The sequence below is a fragment of the Terrabacter sp. LjRoot27 genome (assembly GCF_964254175.1).
GTDB lineage: Bacteria > Actinomycetota > Actinomycetes > Actinomycetales > Dermatophilaceae > Terrabacter.
Genome location: NZ_CAXUSS020000001.1, coordinates 1,010,874 through 1,026,460, shown reverse-complemented (window position 1 = coordinate 1,026,460; position 15,587 = coordinate 1,010,874). Strand labels below are relative to the sequence as shown.

The window sequence follows — 15,587 nt, the reverse complement described above, 5'->3', positions numbered from 1 at the left end:
GCCACCGGAGGCGCCGCGCGGGCCTAGCCTTGGGTGATGACGCCCCCGCGACCCTCGCCGACGGCACGCTGATGGTCGAGCGCGTCCCGTCGTCCCGCGTCACGGGCGCGCCGGGGTCGCGCGTCTCGGCGGGCTCCGCGGAGCACCGCCTCCGTGGGCTGCTCGCCGCCAACCGCTCCGTCGTCTCCGAGCTCGCGCTGCCGGCGGTGCTGAGGCGCATCGTCGAGGCGGCCCGCACCGTCGCGGGGGCCCGGTACGCCGCGCTGGGGGTCATCGGGCTCGACGGCGGGCTCGAGCAGTTCGTCCACTCGGGCATGGATGCCGACGTCGTCGAGCTGATCGGCCACCTGCCCACCGGTCGCGGAGTGCTGGGCGCGCTCATCGAGGAGCCCGAGCCGATCCGGCTGCACGCCATCACCGACGACCCGCGCTCCGTCGGCTTCCCCGCCGGGCACCCGCCGATGCACGGCTTCCTCGGGGTGCCCCTGCGCTCTCGCGGCGAGGTCTTCGGCAACCTCTACCTGGCCGAGCGCCTCGACGGCGAGGACTTCACGTCCGACGACGAGGACCTCGTCGTCGCCCTCGCCGCGAGCGCCGGCGTGGCCATCGAGAACGCCCGTCTCTACGAGGAGTCGCGGCGCCGTCAGGAGTGGCTGCGGGCCTCGGCCGAGGTCAGCCGCGACCTGCTGCGACCCGGCCTCGGCGAGCAGGTCCTCGTCCGCATCGCCGACGCGGTGCTGCGCCTCGCCGACGCCGACGTCGTCACCCTCGACTTCCCCGACCGGGCGGACGCCGTGCCCACCGACGAACCGCTGGCGTATGCCGTCCGGCTCGTCGTCGGGGTCGCGCGCGGGGTGGGGGCCGACCGCCTCGTCGGGACGGCGTACCTCTCGGGCCCGTCGCTCGCGGGCACGGCGATGCGCGAGCGGCGGGCTGTCCTCGCGGAGGCGGCCGGGCCCGCTGACCCGACGCTCGCGTGGGTCGCCGAGGACGGCTCGGGCGGACCGGCCATGGCGTGCCCGCTCGTCGGCGAGGCCGGGGTGCGCGGCGCCGTCGTCGTCGCGAGACGGGCCGGGAGCCGTCCGTTCACCACCAGCGACGTCGAGATGGGCGAGCAGCTCGCGACCCACGCCGCCCTCGCGCTCGAGCTCGCGGACGGCCGGGCCGACGAGGAGCGCATCGCCGTGCTCGAGGACCGCCACCGGATCGCCCGCGACCTCCACGACCTCGTCATCCAGCGCATCTTCGCCACCGCCCTGTCGCTCGAGGCCGTCACCGAGCGGGCCACCGAGACCGCGGTCCGCGCGACCCTGGGCCGCGCCGTGGAGGACCTCGACGAGACGATCCGGCAGATCCGGACCTCGATCTTCGAGCTGCAGGAGCCGCCGTCGTCGCTCGACGCCCGCGCCGTCCTGCTCGAGGTGGTGGCCGCCGCCACGGCGGGTCTCGGCCTCGAGCCGACCCTCCGGCTCGAGGGGCCCGTCGCGACGGTCATCGACCCCGTCCTGCTCCACGAGGTCACGGCCGTGCTCCGGGAGGCCCTGACGAACGTCGTCAAGCACGCGCGGTGCTCGGCCGTCGCCGTCCGCGTCGTCGTCACGGCCGACGCCGTCACGGTCGAGGTGGCCGACGACGGGCCCGCCGTGCGTGGTGCGCACCCCGACGGCACGGACGGCCCGGACGACCTGGGCCGCACCGACGGGGCCGCGCACCCGCCGGAGCGCCGGCACCGCGGTCTCGTCAACCTCACGAGGCGTGCCCGCGACCATGGAGGGGACTGCACCCTCACGACCGACGGGAAGGAGACGGTGCTGAGATGGACTGCCCTGCTGACCCCATGACGACGCCGATCACCGTGTTCCTGCTCGACGACCACGAGATCGTCCGACGTGGCCTCATCGACCTGCTCGAGTCGCACGACGGGTTCCGGGTCGTCGGCGAGGCGGGCACGGCCGCCGAGGCCCTGCGGCGCATCCCGACGCTCGCCCCGCAGGTGGCGCTGCTCGACGCGCGGCTCCCCGACGGGAGCGGCATCGACGTCTGCCGTGACATCCAGGTGAGCAGCCCCACGACGCGCTGCCTCATCCTCACCTCCTACGACGACGACGACGCCCTGTTCGCCGCGGTCATGGCCGGTGCCTCGGGCTACCTGCTCAAGCAGATCCGCGGCACGTCTCTCACGGAGGCCGTCGCGCACGTCGCCGCGGGACACTCCCTCATCGACCCGGCCCTCGTCGAGCGCCTGCTCGAACGGATCCGCCGGTCCCACGGCGCCGACCCGGTGGACGGTGCGGGATCCCGCGGGCCGGGGCGCGACGGCCCGGGTCGTCCGGGCTCGCGCTCGCAGTCCCTGACCGACCGCGAGCAAGAGATCCTCACCCTCATCGCCGAGGGGCTGACCAACCGCCAGATCGGTGAGCGCCTGCACCTCGCCGAGAAGACGGTCAAGAACTACGTGTCCGGCCTGCTCGCCAAGCTCGGCTTCGAGCGCCGGACCCAGGCCGCGGTCTACGGGGCCCAGCACGGCGCAGACCCCGCGGAGCGTCACGAAGGCCCGTGACGGCATACGCGAGCCCGGCGGCTGTAACGGAAGTACGCCGGCCGCGATGGTGTGGGTGAGGCGGCACCCGATCCCCCGAGCGGGTGCCGTCTCGCTTCCTGTCCGGCGCCTGCGCCCGGCGGCGACGTCACCGCCGCCCCTGGCTGGTTGAAGAGCGACGATGCCGCCACGTGACGTGTACCCATCGTCGGGTGCCTCAGTCACCTGCCGACGTCCCGCGTCCAGATCGGTCGAACCGGACGACGGGGACGCCCCACCCCGCTCGGCACCACGTGTCGCACCGTTCCCCTAGGCTTGAGGAGCACCATTCGCGGTCGAGCAAAGGCTGCTGGCGGGGTACCAGTAGGAGTTTTCGCATGAAGCCAGACGTCGTGGCGGGCACCTCGCCCAGAGACGGGGTCGACACGGTCTTCGGAGCGACCGACGACGCCGACGAGCAGCTGACCCCGGTCGAGACCTACCTCCTCGAGGCCCTCGAGCGCCTCGACGCGGCCGAGTCGCGTGCCCTCCAGCTCGAGGCCGCCCTCGACCACAGCCGCGACATCGGCGCCGCCATCGGCATCCTCATGGCGCTCCGCCGGGTGACCCGGGAGCAGGCGTTCGACGAGCTGCGGCGGGCCAGCATGGCGCGCAACGTCAAGCTGCACGTGCTGGCCCTCGAGGTCGTCGAGACGGGGCTCATCGACCGGTCCTGACCCGCTCGGCCGCTCTCCCCGGCCGCTCCCCCGACCGCTCCGTCCGCCGCGGTGCTTCTGCTCGGCGCTCCGGGACGGCATGATGGCGCTCGGTGACCTGCGCACGGGCCAGGCGGGAGGAGCACGATGCAGCCGGACGGCGCCGCCGCGCACGAGTCGCGACCGCAGTCCGGGCCGGGCCCCGACCCAGCCCCGGCCACAGCCACGGCCACGGCCACGGCCCGATCCGACGAGCCGCGCCGCAGCCAGGTGCGACGCGAGCTGGACTCGGGCTTCCGCCGCGCGCTCGGTCTCACCGCCCTCGGCACCGTCCTGCCGGGTGCCGGCCTGACCCAGACCCGCAGCCGTTGGGTCGGCTGGAGCATCCTCGGCGTCACCCTGGCCGCTGCCGCCTGCGGGGCCTACGCGGTGCTGACCCAGGGCGTCACGAGCGCCGCGCTCACGGTCGTGTCGCGGCCGGACCTGCTCCGCATGGCCGTCGTCGTCATCGTGGTGTGGGGGCTCGTCTGGTGCGCGTCGATCGTCCTGACCGCCGTCCGAGCCCGGCCGCGCGCCCTCGACCGGGGCCGCACCCGCCTGCTCGCCGTGTTCACGACGCTCATGGTGCTGGTGGTCGGCGGCGGGGCGTGGACCGCGGCGGACTACGCCCTCATCACCCAGGACACCGTCGAGGTCGTCTTCTCGGCGCCACCCGCGCGACCCGGCGTCGGTGCGACGGTCGTCGAGGGCGACGACCCGTGGGCCCAGCAGGCCCGGGTCAACCTCCTGCTGCTCGGCTCCGACGCGGGCTCCGACCGGATCGGCAGCCGCACCGACTCGATGATCCTCGCGAGCATCGACACGCGGTCGGGGCGCACGACCCTCGTCTCGATGCCGCGCAACCTGCTCAAGGCGCCGCTCGCCGCCGACAGCCCGCTCCGCGCGCGCTACCCGTCCGGTCGCTTCGGCGACCCCGAGCGGTCGTGCGCCCAGAACGAGCCCGGCGTCACCGGCCAGTGCATGCTCACCAACCTCTACTACGAGGCGGAGACCTATGCCGTCGACCACCCGGGCGCCTACCCCAAGGGCGTCGTGCCGGGCCGGGAGGAGATCCGCGGCGCCGTCGAGCAGGTCGTCGGGCTGACCATCGACCACGTCGTCGTCATCGACCTCAAGGGCTTCTCCCTCCTCATCGACGCCATGGGCGGCCTCGACATCAACGTCAAGAACGCCGGCACCGGAGGTCCCCTGCCGATCGGCGGCCACGTGACGGCGGACCAGCGCATCGTCGACGTCAAGGCGTACTTCGAGCCGGGCCGCCAGCACCTCGACGGCTGGCACTCGCTCTGGTACGCCCGCTCGCGTGCCGCCGACAACGACACGTTCCGGCAGGCTCGGCAGCGATGCGTCGTCCAGGCGATCGTCGAGCAGGTCGACCCGGCCGAGATGGTGGGGCAGTACCCCGAGCTGGCCCGCATCGCCCGCGACAACATCTACACCGACATCCCGGCCCAGAGCCTGCCCGCCTTCGTCGACCTCGTCGAGCGGGCGCAGAAGGCCAGGGTCAACAGCGTCACGCTGACCCTCGGCGACGGCATCAAGCCGTGGAACCCCGACTACGCGAGGATCCGGACGCTCGTCAGGAAGGGGATCGCCGCGCCGAAGCCGACCAGGACATCGCCGACATCGCCGACACCGACGTCGACGTCGACGTCGACGTCGACGTCGACACCGCCCGGCTCCACCGACGGCACGGGCACGACCCGGACGCCGCGCACGCCCGCGACACCGAGTCCGACGACGACGCCCTACGCGCAGTGCTGAGACCCGGGTCCGACCTGCCGCCGGCGTCCGCTGCCGGCCGGCGTTGCGCCGCCCGATCACCCTCGACGGGGGAGTCGGGCGCCGCGCGCGCCTCCTAGCGTTGACGGCCATGAGGACCAGCCCGATCGTCGTCGTCGCCCTCCTGTCGGTCAGCGTCGTTCCGCTCGCTGCCTGCACCTCGCAGCCGGACCCCGTGCAGGCGCGCATCAGCAACCCCGCGCGCGGCACGAGCGTCAACGCCGAGGTCGGTGACCTCCGGCTCCTCGCGACCCGCATCGACGCTCCCGAGGACCGCAAGCTGCTCAGCGGGTCGAACACGGGTCTCTTCACGACACTCGCCAACGACGGGGCGGCAGCGGACCGGCTCGTGGCCGTGAGCACCGCCTACGCCACGCAGGTCATCATGCGTCAGGGCACCGACGGACCCGAGGCTCCGGTCGGCGTCGACGTCCCGGCGAGCGGCGTGGTGTCGCTGCAGTACCCCGGCGGCCTCCACCTCGAGATGGTCGACCTCCAGCTCGACGTGCGGGCCGGTCGGCTCCTGCCCGTGACGTTCCGCTTCGAGAAGGCGGGGAGCGTCACGGTCAACGTCTTCGTCGACGGCTTCGGCCTGCCGACCGTCTCCCCCGTCTCCCCCGTGGCGCCGGCCACGAGCTGAGCGTCACCGGTCAGGACGGCTCGACGAGGTCGAGCACACTCGGGGGCTCGCGCCAGATCCGGCGCGAGACCTGCTCGGGGTAGCCCGTGACCTCCGGCTCCACGTCGAAGAGGCGCGTCGCCCCCGTGTCGTACGCGGGCCAGCCGGGGTCGCCGGTCGTCGCGAACGCCGTCCACGCGCTCCTCATCTGCGCCGACACCGACTCGGCCTCCACCGAGGGGTGACCGATGAGCAGGGCGGGCTGGCCCACGGTGAGGTTGCCGAAGACGAGGGGCACGTCCAGGCCGTGACAGGCCCCGAGGACACCACCCATGCCCGGTGCCGGCCACGTCAGCTCGTAGAGGTGGGCCCGGCCGCCCGCGGCCAGCTGTGCCTCGGCGAGGTGGAGGGACGGCATACGGAAGAGCCAGTCCGAGCGCACGACGTCGTAGAGCTCCTCCGGGTCACGGAAGCTCTCGCGGTAGAGGTGCGGGTCCGGGCCGAAGATCTCGGCGGCCTCGGCGGCCTGGTCGGCGGTGACCTCGCCCAGCAGGCCGGCGAGCGCCGTGAGCAGCCGCTGCTCGTGGCGCGTGTGACCGACCAGCAGCTCGACCCGGCCCGACAGGCCCGGCCACGGTGTCGTCGGGAGCACGTCGCCGTCGACGACCGGCGCGAGCGGGACGTTCGCGTGGGCCGCGCGCCCCCAGCGGTCCGCGTGGACCTCCATCGTCGCCGCGACGGCGTCAGCGGCGGCCGGCAACGCGCGAGGGTCGGCGGCCGGCAGCTCGGAGGGGTCGAGACCCAGCTCGGCCGCGCACGCCCGGGTGATGTCGGCGGCCAGCCGAGGGGTGAAGAACGTGCCGGGCACGCTCTGCGCGATGGCCCGGTGGAAGAGCCCGACGGCGCGCGGCATGGCGAGCAGCGCCGCCACCGAGCCTCCGCCCGCGGACTGGCCGAAGACCGTGACACGCCCCGGGTCGCCGCCGAAGGCGCCGATGTTGTCGCGGACCCACTCGAGGGCAGCGACCTGGTCGAGCAGGCCGCGGTTCGCCGGTGTGCCCGGGACCCAGCCGAAACCGTCCAGGCCGACCCGGTAGTTGAAGGTCACGACGACGACCCCGTCGTGCGCCAGGGTGCTCCCGTCGTACTCCGGCAGCCCGGACGTGCCGAAGAGGTAGGCCCCTCCCTGGATCCAGACCATGACGGGTGACCGACCGCCGAGGTCGGTCGACCAGACGTTGACGGTCAGCCACTCGTCGCCCTCGTCGGTCAGGGCGTCCATGCCGAACGCCGCCGACTGCGGCGGGGGCGGGCCGAACGCCAGGGCCGGTCGGGTGCCGTGCCAGGGCCGCACCGGTTCGGGCGCGGCGAAGGGCACCGGGGGCGCCGCGTACGGGATCCCCCGGAAGACGGCGAGATCCCCGTCGGTCGCGCCACGGACGACGCCACCCGTGACCGCGACCTCGATGTCCACCGGACGATTGTCGCCGCGGTGGCGGCTGCGGCGCGAGCCATTTGACGGGTGTCGGTCGTATGCCGCCTGCAGCAGCTCCCGGACGTCGTGTCGTCGGGCGGGTGGCGCGTGACACGGGGGCGACGGGTCCGTCCGACGTCACCGACCGGGGGTCGCCGGCGGGACCGGGGGGCTGCCCCGGTCCCGCCGCCCCTCACGTCGACGTCACGTCACCGGCTGCCGACGGTGTCGTGACGGACGCGAGCGCGTGGGCTCACGCGCCGCCCTCGACCGGCCTCTCGAAGGCACAGGCGAGCTCGATGAGGAGCCGGCTGCCGAAGCCGGTGGCCCCCTTGTTGCGCCAGCCCCTGGCCTCGGGCAGCTGAGCCGTGCCGGCGATGTCGATGTGGGCCCACGGTTTGCCCCCGACGAACTCCTCGAGGAAGAGGGCCGCCGTGATCTGGCCCGCGTCGGGGCCACCCAGGTTGGTCATGTCGGCGATCGGCGAGTCGAGCTGCTTGCGGTAGGCGCGGTGCAGCGGCAACGGCCAGACCGGCTCGTCGACGGCGTCGCCGGCTGCGCGGACCTGGTCGACGAGCGCCTCCGAGTTGCCCATGACCCCGGCGATGTCGACCCCGAGGGCCCGTAGGCACGCGCCGGTCAGGGTGGCGATGTCGACGATCGCGTCGACGTCGAGCTCGACGGCGAGGGCGAGCGCGTCGGCCATGACGAGACGACCCTCCGCGTCGGTGTTCTTCACCTCGACGGTCTTGCCGTTGCGCATCTGGAGCACGTCGCCGAGCTTGAGCGCGGAGCCCGAGGGCATGTTGTCGGTGCACATGAGGTAGCCGGTCACCTCGGTCCGGCAGCCGGCGTCGCGCAGCGCCGTCATCGCCGCGAGCACGGTGGCGGCGCCGGTCATGTCGTTCTTCATCTGCGCGTGCGACTCGTCGCTCGGCTTGATGCTGATGCCGCCGGAGTCGTACATGATGCCCTTGCCGACGAGCGCGAGGTGTCCCCTCGACGTGCCCTCGGGCACGTAGTGGAGGCGCACCATGCGCGGCTCCTCGACGCTGCCGAGGTTGACCCCGAGCAGCCCCCCGCACCCCATCTCGACGAGCTCGTCCTTGCCGACGACGTCGACCTCGAGACCGGCTGCGGGCCCGACCTCCTGGGCCACCTCGCCCATCCGCGTCGCGGTCAGCGCCGCCGCCGGGCAGTTGGCGAGGTCGCGGCCGAGGGCGGCGGCACGGGCGAGCACCTCACCCCGGCGGACACCCTCGATCGCGGACTCCGAGTGCTGTGCCGACGCGACGAGGACGAGGCGTTCGAGCGCCTGGTCGTCGTCCGTGTCGCTGATGCGGAAGCTCCAGCGCGCGAGGAGGACTCCCTCGGTGACGGCGCGGGCGAAGTCGGCCGGTGACAGCCCGATCTCCCGGTCGGGCAGCTCGACCGCGAGCCGGGTGTGCTGGGGCACGGCCCGGGCGAACGTCGCGGCGAGGTCGCGGACGGCGGCCTCGTCGACGTCGTCGACCGACCCGATCCCGACCGCGACGAGGGCGCGTCCGCCACCGGGGAGCACGATCGTCTGCCCGCGCTTGCCGGTGAAGCCCACGGCGGCGAGGGCCGCGGCGTCCTGGCCGAGGTCGGCCGGCGGCTCGGCGCCCTCCGCCACGGGCACCGCGACAGCCCCGACCTCGTCGGCGCCGGGCAGCTGGGTGACGACGTCGACGGTGGCGGACGTCCGGGTGGACGGGATGGGATCCAGAGTGCGCATGGCGGGGGTGCTCACGCCGACTCCTTCCGATGACGGTGGTCTTGGTCCTTCCGAGCATGGTCGCCCCGCCGCCGCACCCGATTCACCCGTCGTGGGTGACCGCACCGCACGGCCCCGGCACCGACGATGGGGCGATGAGCCCCGCGACGACGAGCCTGGTGGTCCTCGGGGCGACCGTCGTCCTCTTCATCTGGAACCGCCTCCCCGTGGGCGGGGTGGCCGTCCTCACCTGCCTCACGCTCTACGCGACGGGCCTCGTCGACGCGGACACGGCACTGTCCGGGTTCGGCGACCCCGTGGTCGTGTTCATCGCCTCCCTCTTCGTCGTCAGCGAGGCGATCGACTCGGCCGGCGTGACGACGTGGGCCGGCCAGCGGCTCATCGACGTGGTCGGCGACGGAACCGTGCGGCTCATGGTCGCGGTGCTCGGCCTGTGCGCGGTGCTGACCGCCGTCATCACCCTCAACGGCTCGGTCGCGGCCCTGCTGCCCATGGTGCTCGTCCTCGCCGCCCGCATCCGCCGGTCGCCGTCGCTGATGCTCATGCCGATGGCCTTCGCCGGGAGCGCCGGGTCCCTCCTCGCCCTGACGGGGAGTCCGGTCAACGTCATCGTCGCGAACGCCGCCGTCGACGCCGGTGCCGACCCCTTCCGCTTCTTCGACTTCGCCGTCGTCGGCCTGCCGCTCGTCATCGGCACCGTGACGCTCGGGGTCCTCCTCGGACCACGGGTGCTCCCCCGCCGGTCCTCGTCGCAGCCCGTCCGTGACCTCGGTCGGCACGCCAGCCGGCTCGCGACCTACTACGAGCTGCACGACGGCTTCTACCGGCTCCGGGTGCGCCCCGGGTCGCCCGTCGTCGGGGTGCCGGCCGCGCGACTCGACTTCGCGGCATACCCGGGGGTGACGCTCATCGGCGTGCAGAGCGCCGGCGGCCACGCCGTGACGGGGGCGACCCCGGTCGGCGACGACGACGTCGTCGTCGTCAGCGGGGCGAGCGACGCGGTGAGCCGACTCGTGCCCGAGCTGCGTCTCGCCGTCGCGATGCGACCGATCACGGTCGGGTCGGCCGGCATCATGAACCGCGAGGTCGGCGTCGCCGAGGTCGTCGTGCCCCCGCGCTCCCCGCTCGTCGGCGAGACGTCCTTCCCCGGCCAGATGCGCGGGAGCGACCTCGTCGTGCTCGGCATCCGGCGGCTCGGCAAGGACGTCGGCGCCACCCCCCTGGAGCTGACGGCCGGCGACAGCCTCCTGCTGCACGGCACGTGGACGTCGATCGAGGAGCTCGTCCACGACCGCGACGTGCTCCTCGTCGACTCCCCGGATCTCGTTCGGCGACAGGCGGTTCCGCTCGGACCGCGGTCGGGACGGGCCATCACCGTCCTCCTCGTCATGGTCGTCCTGCTCGCGCTGGGGGTCGTGCCGCCGGCCATCGCGGGCCTCGCCGCCGCGGCCGCGATGGTGCTCACCAGGGTCATCAGCGTCAACCAGGCCTACCGCGCCGTCTCGTGGCAGACCGTCGTGCTCATCGGCGGCCTCATCCCGCTGTCGACCGCGATCGAGACGAGCGGGGCGGCCGACCTCGTGGCGAGGGGGCTCATCGACGTCGTGGGCGAGGGCCGGCCCCACGTGCTGCTCGTCGCGCTCTTCGCCCTCACGGCGGTCCTCGGGCAGGTCGTCAGCAACACCGCGACGGTGCTGATCGTCGTGCCGATCGCGGTCGCCGCGGCCCAGGAGACCGGGGTCTCGGTGCTGCCGGTGCTCATGCTCGTCGCGGTCGCCGGCGCCGCGTCCCTGCTCACCCCGATCGCGACGCCCGCCAACATGATGATCATGGGCCCGGGCGGCTACCGCTTCGGCGACTACTGGCGACTCGGGCTGCCGGTCCTGCTCCTGTGGCTGGTCGTCTCCGTCGCCGTCATCCCCCTCGTGTGGCGTTTCTGAGGGCCGCGGCCTCGGCGACGTGCCCGCGACGCCACCTCGTCACCGTCACAGCCCCGAGGGCGAGCGGCACGAGCATCCAGCAGACGCGGAAGACGACGAGGCCGGCGACGGCCTCCGCCTCGAACAGCCCTTGCTCCAGACCCAGCATGGCGATGACGGCGGCATCGAGCACCCCGACGCCACCGAACGGCAGGGCCGTGAGCGGATAGCTGATGAGCAGGGCCACGACGATGGTCACGGTGGGCGCGACGACCGCGGGCACGCCGGCGAAGCGCAGCGACAGCACGAGCAGCAGCGCCTCGCTGAGCACCAGCCCGACCTGGCAGGTCATGGCCCTGCCCCAGCCGCGGCGCAGCACGTCGCCGGCCTGCCGGACGAACGCGGCGGCGCGCTCCGACCACGCGACGGGGTCGACCTGCGAGGTGATCCTGCGCAGCCGGCCCCCGACCCACCCGGCGGCGCGCGCTGCGGACCGCTCACCCCGCGATGCGATGACGAGTCCGACGACGACCACGAGGCTGACCGCGCCGCTCGACAGCGCGGTCCAGACGTAGGCCGGCTCGGCCTGACCCGCGACCGCGGCGAGTCCCAGCCCGAGGACGGGTGCACCGAAGCGCGCCACGTAGTAGGTCAGGGTGTTGAGCGAGATGCCGGCGATGCCCTCGGCGGGCGGGATCCCCCACGAGCGGAGCATCGCGATGCGCAGCACGACGTCGCCCGGTGGCGGCGCGACGGTCGCGACGAGGTTGGCCGACAGGTCGTTGGACACGGCGCGGCGCAGGCCGAGGGACGGGACGAAGACCGCGAGCGGCCCGGCGTTGAGGCACTGTCGCAGCGCGACGACGACGAGCAGGGCCAGGATCTGGAGCGGGGCGAGACCGGTGACGGCGTCCCAGACAGCCGGCCAGTTGACCCGCCGCACGACCCGGCTGAACCACCACAGCGCGAGGACCGTGAGCCCGATCTTCAGGGCACCGACGAGCAGAGCCCGACGTCGGCTCGCCCGTGGCGGCTCCGCCGGTCGCGCCGGTCGCGCCGACGGCGCCGACGGCGCCGACGGAAGCGACGGTCGTGACGACGGCGGCGGCGCATCGGCCCGCCGCTGCCGAGGGGGGCCGGCCGCAGGGTCCCCAGCGGACTCCCGTGTCACCGGAGCTAGTCCGGGAGACGCCGCAGCTCGAGGAGCGTGAAGCCGAGGTCCTGGAAGCGGTCGAGGATGCCGTGCAGGTGCGGGGCGTCCTGGACGTCCCCGTACATGACCGAGCCCTTGGTACCGACCTCCACGGTCGACTCGTCGAGCTCGGGGAAGGCCGCACGGGCGACCTCGGGGATCTGCTCGGCCAGGATGAACTCGTAGCGCACGCCGCCCCCTTCATGGGTCGATCCGGATGCCGAAGGCTCCTGGTCCGATCGTGCCGCTCCGGATGGGGCGTGGCCTCACCCCGGGCGGGTGACCTCGACCTTGTCGACCTGGCGGGTGACCTCGACCCTGTCGACCTAGAGGAGCCCGAGTCGACGCGCCGCTGCCACGGCGTCACGGCGTGAGCCGACACCGAGCTTCTGGAAGAGCGAGCGCAGCTGCGTCTTGACGGTGTTGCGGCTCACGGCCCGTGCGTCGGCGATCTCGGCGACGGTCAGCAGCGACGGCAGCTCGCGCAGCAGGCTCAGCTCGCGGGCGCTGAGGGCGACGTCGAGCAGCGGCTCGGCCCGCGGGGCGGCGGCCCCTCGCACGTGCTCGCGCAGCTCGAGGGCGAACGTCTCGAGCTCACCGAAGCGTCCGGCGCCGACGGCCAGGACATCGGCGACGTCCGGCGCGACCTCGAGGACCATCCGCAGGGCGCGCTGCGGCGCGGCACGCGTCAGGGCGACGACGAGCCCCTCGTGGGCCACGGTGGGCTGGGCGTTGCGGTGGGCGACCACCGCCTTGACCAGGTGAGCGGTGACGGCGGCGCGCAGGGGCAGCGATCCCGGGTCGGCCGAGAGCAGCGGGGCCACGGCCAGCCTGGCAGCGGCGTCGTCGCCGGTCCGCAGGTGACGGACGCCCGACATGACGGCGACCTCGACCTCGCACCCCGGCAGCCCGGCGCACAGCTGCTCGATCTCGACCGCGAGCCGGGGGACGCCGGCGAGCAGCACGATCCGGTGCGCCCGGGACAGCTCTCCCACGGCGAGCGCCGGAGTCATCGAGAGACGTCCCACGTCCCTGGCGCCGGTCATGACCCGAGTCACGACGTCCTGCCGGGCGCCGGGCTCGTCTGCTGCCTCCTCGAGGTCGAGATCGGCCTCGAGCATCCGCGCGAGCCGACCCAGCTGCTCGAGGCCACGCGCGGCCGTCGTCGATGCGTCGTCGCCGGCCTCGTCCTCGGGCGGCGCGAGCGCCGGCATCATCGCCGCGACCTCGGCGATCAACGCGAGGGCCGTCCGGTTGCGGTCCCGCGCGGTGGAGACGTCGAGGCCCTGGTGGGCACCCCACGCGGCGAAGACGTACGCGGGGAGGAGGCGGGGCGAGAGCGCCCAGGGCGTGCCCTGGGACTCGGAGAGCACCCGCTCGGACCACGCCGTCATCTCGACGAGGTCCTCCTGGCCCGCCGCCACCGACGCGAGCCCGACCATGGCCTGCAGGGCGGACAGCACGTGCCCGGCGCGGCGCGCGGTCCCGAGGGCCGCGCCGTATGCCGTCCGGGCGTCGTCGAACCGTCCGGCCCCGAAGAGGACGCCACCACTCGTCAGCTCGTCGAGGAGGTCGAGGTCTGCCTGGGCGTGGGGCACCCGGCCGACCGGCCGGCTCCGACCCCAAAGCCTCTCTGCCGCAACGGAGCTCGTGGGGACGTCGGCGGGCGACACGTCGGCCCCGCGCGCGGGCTGGCTGCCCGACCAGGTCCGGAACGTCGAGGAGAGCTCCGCCGTCAGCCCGTCGGTCACCCACGCGTCGCCGCTCGGCTCACCGTCGGCGCGCACGGTCGGTTCCCCGACCGAACGCCGCCCGACGTCGTCCCCGACGAACGAGAGCCAGCGCAGGCCGACTGCCAGCAGCCGCTCGAGAGGCAGCTCGCCCGCGTCTCCGTCCGCGGGGTCGCCGTCCGCGCGGCCTCCGTCCGCGTCGGCCCCGAGCCACGGGCCCGGCTGCGTCGCGAGGGAGGCCAGCTGCACACGTGCGGCCTCCGGGTCCGACAGGTCGAGGCTCGCGAGCGCGGCGACCGCCGTCATGACGGGATCGCCGAACGGGACCGTGCGAACCGCGGCGTCGATGTCCGCGGCCCGTCCGTCGAGCAGCAGGTGGAGCGCGTGGTGGTGGATGACGTCGCTCATGAGGTCGAGGTCGCCCGCCGCCTCGGCGTGACGCAGCGCCTGCCCGGGGACGTCGTGGGCGGCATACCACTGCGCAGCGCGCGCGTGCACCTCGCGCGCACCACGGAGGCTGCGGGACTCGAGCATCGCGCCGAGGTAGCTGCGCAGGAGCACGTGGTAGCGGTAGGTCGGCGGGCCCTCCCGGTCGACGGTGACCATGGCGTTGTCCGCCGAGAGTGCCTCGAGCAGCGCACCCGCGTCGTCGCGGCCGGTCACGGCGGCCGCGAGGTCGGGCGTGAGGTCCTCGAGGACCGAGGTGGAGACGAGGAAGTCGCGCACCTCCTCGTCGAGGCTCGCGAGCACCTCCTCGACGAGGTAGCCCGACATCGCCCGGTGGCTCTGCGCGAACTCGCGCAGGAAGGCGTCGGCGTCGCGACCCCGCGCCAGCGAGACGGCCGCGAGCGCGACCCCGGCCGCCCACCCCTCCGTGAGCTCCTGCAGGTGGCGCACCTGCCCGTCGTCGAGGGCGAGGTCGTGCCGGGACAACAGCTCGCGGGTGTCGTCGATGGAGAAGCGGAGCTGGTGCTCGCGCACCTCGACGAGTCGCTCCTCGAGACGCAGGCGTGCCAGGTGCAGACCCGGGTCGGCACGCGTGCCGACGACGACGTGCAGGTGCGCCGGAGCCCAGCGCACGATCAGCTCGACGAGCTCGACGCACCGTGGGTCGCGGACGAGGTGCAGGTCGTCGAGGACGAGCCACGTGTCCGCCGGCGCCTCGCCGGCGAGCTCGACGAGACGGGACACGAACGCGTGCCCGACCCTGCTCGGGACCTTCTCCCCGGCGATCGCGGGGACGTGCGCCCCGATCGCCGCCCGGACGGCGCCGAGCAGGGTCTCCCCCATGACCTGGGGGTCGTTGTCCTCACGGTCGAGGGAGGCCCAGCCGACGAGGTCGCCGCGCTGCTCGAGCGCCTCCGACCAGTCCGCGAGCAGCGTGGTCTTGCCCGTGCCGACGGAGCCCGCGACGAGCACGGTCGTGCCGCACGCTCGCTCGGTCGCCGAGGCCAGCGGCACCGGAGCCGGAATCCCGGCACGCCTCACGGTCCGGACCGTGAGGCCCGGCGGTCGGTGCTTGGGAGAGCGGGGGGCCGCGGAGCCGCGACCCGTGCTGTGGTCGTCGGTCGTCCGCGCCGTCCCCGAGTGCACGGCGTCAGCCCTCGCCGGAGGACGGGCCCCGCCGCCGCGAGGAGACCCGGAGGTCAGGGACGTCCGGGGGGGCGGTGGTCTGTCGGTGGAAGGAGGGTCGTGCTGGGAGGGGCATCACGGTGCACTTTCGTGAGGGGTCACGCCGGCGACACGCTCGGACCGATCGCTCGACCGCCGGCCACCAGCGTGACCGGCCGCTCGGCCCGGTTTCACCGTACCGCTGCCCAC

At 74.1% G+C, this 15,587-nt stretch carries 11 protein-coding genes; 6 read left to right on the top strand and 5 right to left on the bottom strand.

Annotated features, from left to right (window positions below):
* Positions 1 to 29 precede the first annotated feature (29 nt).
* From ACSQ2D_RS04770 to ACSQ2D_RS04750, 5 genes are all read left to right on the top strand, one after another.
* A complete protein-coding gene (locus tag ACSQ2D_RS04770; RefSeq protein WP_435984871.1) occupies positions 30 to 1,841 on the top strand; it encodes a GAF domain-containing protein in 1,812 nt (603 codons plus the stop codon).
* Positions 1,838 to 2,560 (top strand): response regulator, encoded by a 723-nt coding sequence (locus tag ACSQ2D_RS04765; protein WP_435984870.1) that lies wholly within the window; start codon positions 1,838 to 1,840, stop codon positions 2,558 to 2,560. The genes ACSQ2D_RS04770 and ACSQ2D_RS04765 overlap by 4 nt, the downstream gene beginning before the upstream one ends.
* A 356-nt stretch (positions 2,561 to 2,916) precedes the next feature.
* Positions 2,917 to 3,255 (top strand): ANTAR domain-containing protein, encoded by a 339-nt coding sequence (locus ACSQ2D_RS04760; RefSeq protein WP_435984869.1) that lies wholly within the window; start codon positions 2,917 to 2,919, stop codon positions 3,253 to 3,255.
* Positions 3,256 to 3,381: 126 nt separating this feature from the next.
* On the top strand, positions 3,382 to 5,058 hold the full coding sequence (locus tag ACSQ2D_RS04755) for an LCP family protein (protein WP_435984868.1): 1,677 nt from the start codon (positions 3,382 to 3,384) through the stop codon (positions 5,056 to 5,058).
* A gap of 109 nt (positions 5,059 to 5,167) precedes the next feature.
* Complete coding sequence (locus tag ACSQ2D_RS04750) at positions 5,168 to 5,716, top strand: copper chaperone PCu(A)C (protein ID WP_435984867.1); 549 nt, start codon at positions 5,168 to 5,170, stop codon at positions 5,714 to 5,716.
* A gap of 10 nt (positions 5,717 to 5,726) precedes the next feature.
* Here ACSQ2D_RS04750 and ACSQ2D_RS04745 read toward each other — a convergent pair whose 3' ends face one another.
* Together ACSQ2D_RS04745 and ACSQ2D_RS04740 are read right to left on the bottom strand one after the other, a co-directional pair.
* Positions 5,727 to 7,169 carry a carboxylesterase/lipase family protein gene (locus tag ACSQ2D_RS04745; protein WP_435984866.1) on the bottom strand — a complete coding sequence of 481 codons (1,443 nt, stop codon included), beginning with the start codon at positions 7,167 to 7,169 and terminating at the stop codon, positions 5,727 to 5,729.
* Positions 7,170 to 7,422: 253 nt separating this feature from the next.
* Positions 7,423 to 8,940 carry a leucyl aminopeptidase family protein gene (locus ACSQ2D_RS04740; protein ID WP_435984865.1) on the bottom strand — a complete coding sequence of 506 codons (1,518 nt, stop codon included), beginning with the start codon at positions 8,938 to 8,940 and terminating at the stop codon, positions 7,423 to 7,425.
* Between the two features lie 119 nt (positions 8,941 to 9,059).
* Between ACSQ2D_RS04740 and ACSQ2D_RS04735 the strand changes: the two genes are divergently transcribed.
* On the top strand, positions 9,060 to 10,865 hold the full coding sequence (locus ACSQ2D_RS04735; protein WP_435984864.1) for an SLC13 family permease: 1,806 nt from the start codon (positions 9,060 to 9,062) through the stop codon (positions 10,863 to 10,865).
* Here ACSQ2D_RS04735 and ACSQ2D_RS04730 read toward each other — a convergent pair.
* The 3 genes from ACSQ2D_RS04730 to ACSQ2D_RS04720 form a co-directional block, all read right to left on the bottom strand.
* A complete protein-coding gene (locus tag ACSQ2D_RS04730) occupies positions 10,840 to 12,015 on the bottom strand; it encodes a lysylphosphatidylglycerol synthase domain-containing protein (RefSeq protein WP_435984863.1) in 1,176 nt (391 codons plus the stop codon). The two genes, ACSQ2D_RS04735 and ACSQ2D_RS04730, sit on opposite strands and share 26 nt — an antisense overlap.
* A gap of 5 nt (positions 12,016 to 12,020) precedes the next feature.
* Positions 12,021 to 12,227, bottom strand: a complete 207-nt coding sequence (locus tag ACSQ2D_RS04725) for a hypothetical protein (RefSeq protein ID WP_435984862.1) — start codon at positions 12,225 to 12,227, stop codon at positions 12,021 to 12,023.
* Positions 12,228 to 12,362: 135 nt separating this feature from the next.
* A complete protein-coding gene (locus ACSQ2D_RS04720; RefSeq protein WP_435984861.1) occupies positions 12,363 to 15,254 on the bottom strand; it encodes a LuxR C-terminal-related transcriptional regulator in 2,892 nt (963 codons plus the stop codon).
* Positions 15,255 to 15,587: the final 333 nt, after the last annotated feature.

Coding starts and splice junctions, on each gene's coding strand:
- ACSQ2D_RS04765 (WP_435984870.1), top strand. CDS start 1,838: ATGACGACGCCGATCACCGTGTTCCTGCTCGACGACCACGAGATCGTC.
- ACSQ2D_RS04760 (WP_435984869.1), top strand. CDS start 2,917: ATGAAGCCAGACGTCGTGGCGGGCACCTCGCCCAGAGACGGGGTCGAC.
- ACSQ2D_RS04755 (WP_435984868.1), top strand. CDS start 3,382: ATGCAGCCGGACGGCGCCGCCGCGCACGAGTCGCGACCGCAGTCCGGG.
- ACSQ2D_RS04750 (WP_435984867.1), top strand. CDS start 5,168: ATGAGGACCAGCCCGATCGTCGTCGTCGCCCTCCTGTCGGTCAGCGTC.
- ACSQ2D_RS04735 (WP_435984864.1), top strand. CDS start 9,060: ATGAGCCCCGCGACGACGAGCCTGGTGGTCCTCGGGGCGACCGTCGTC.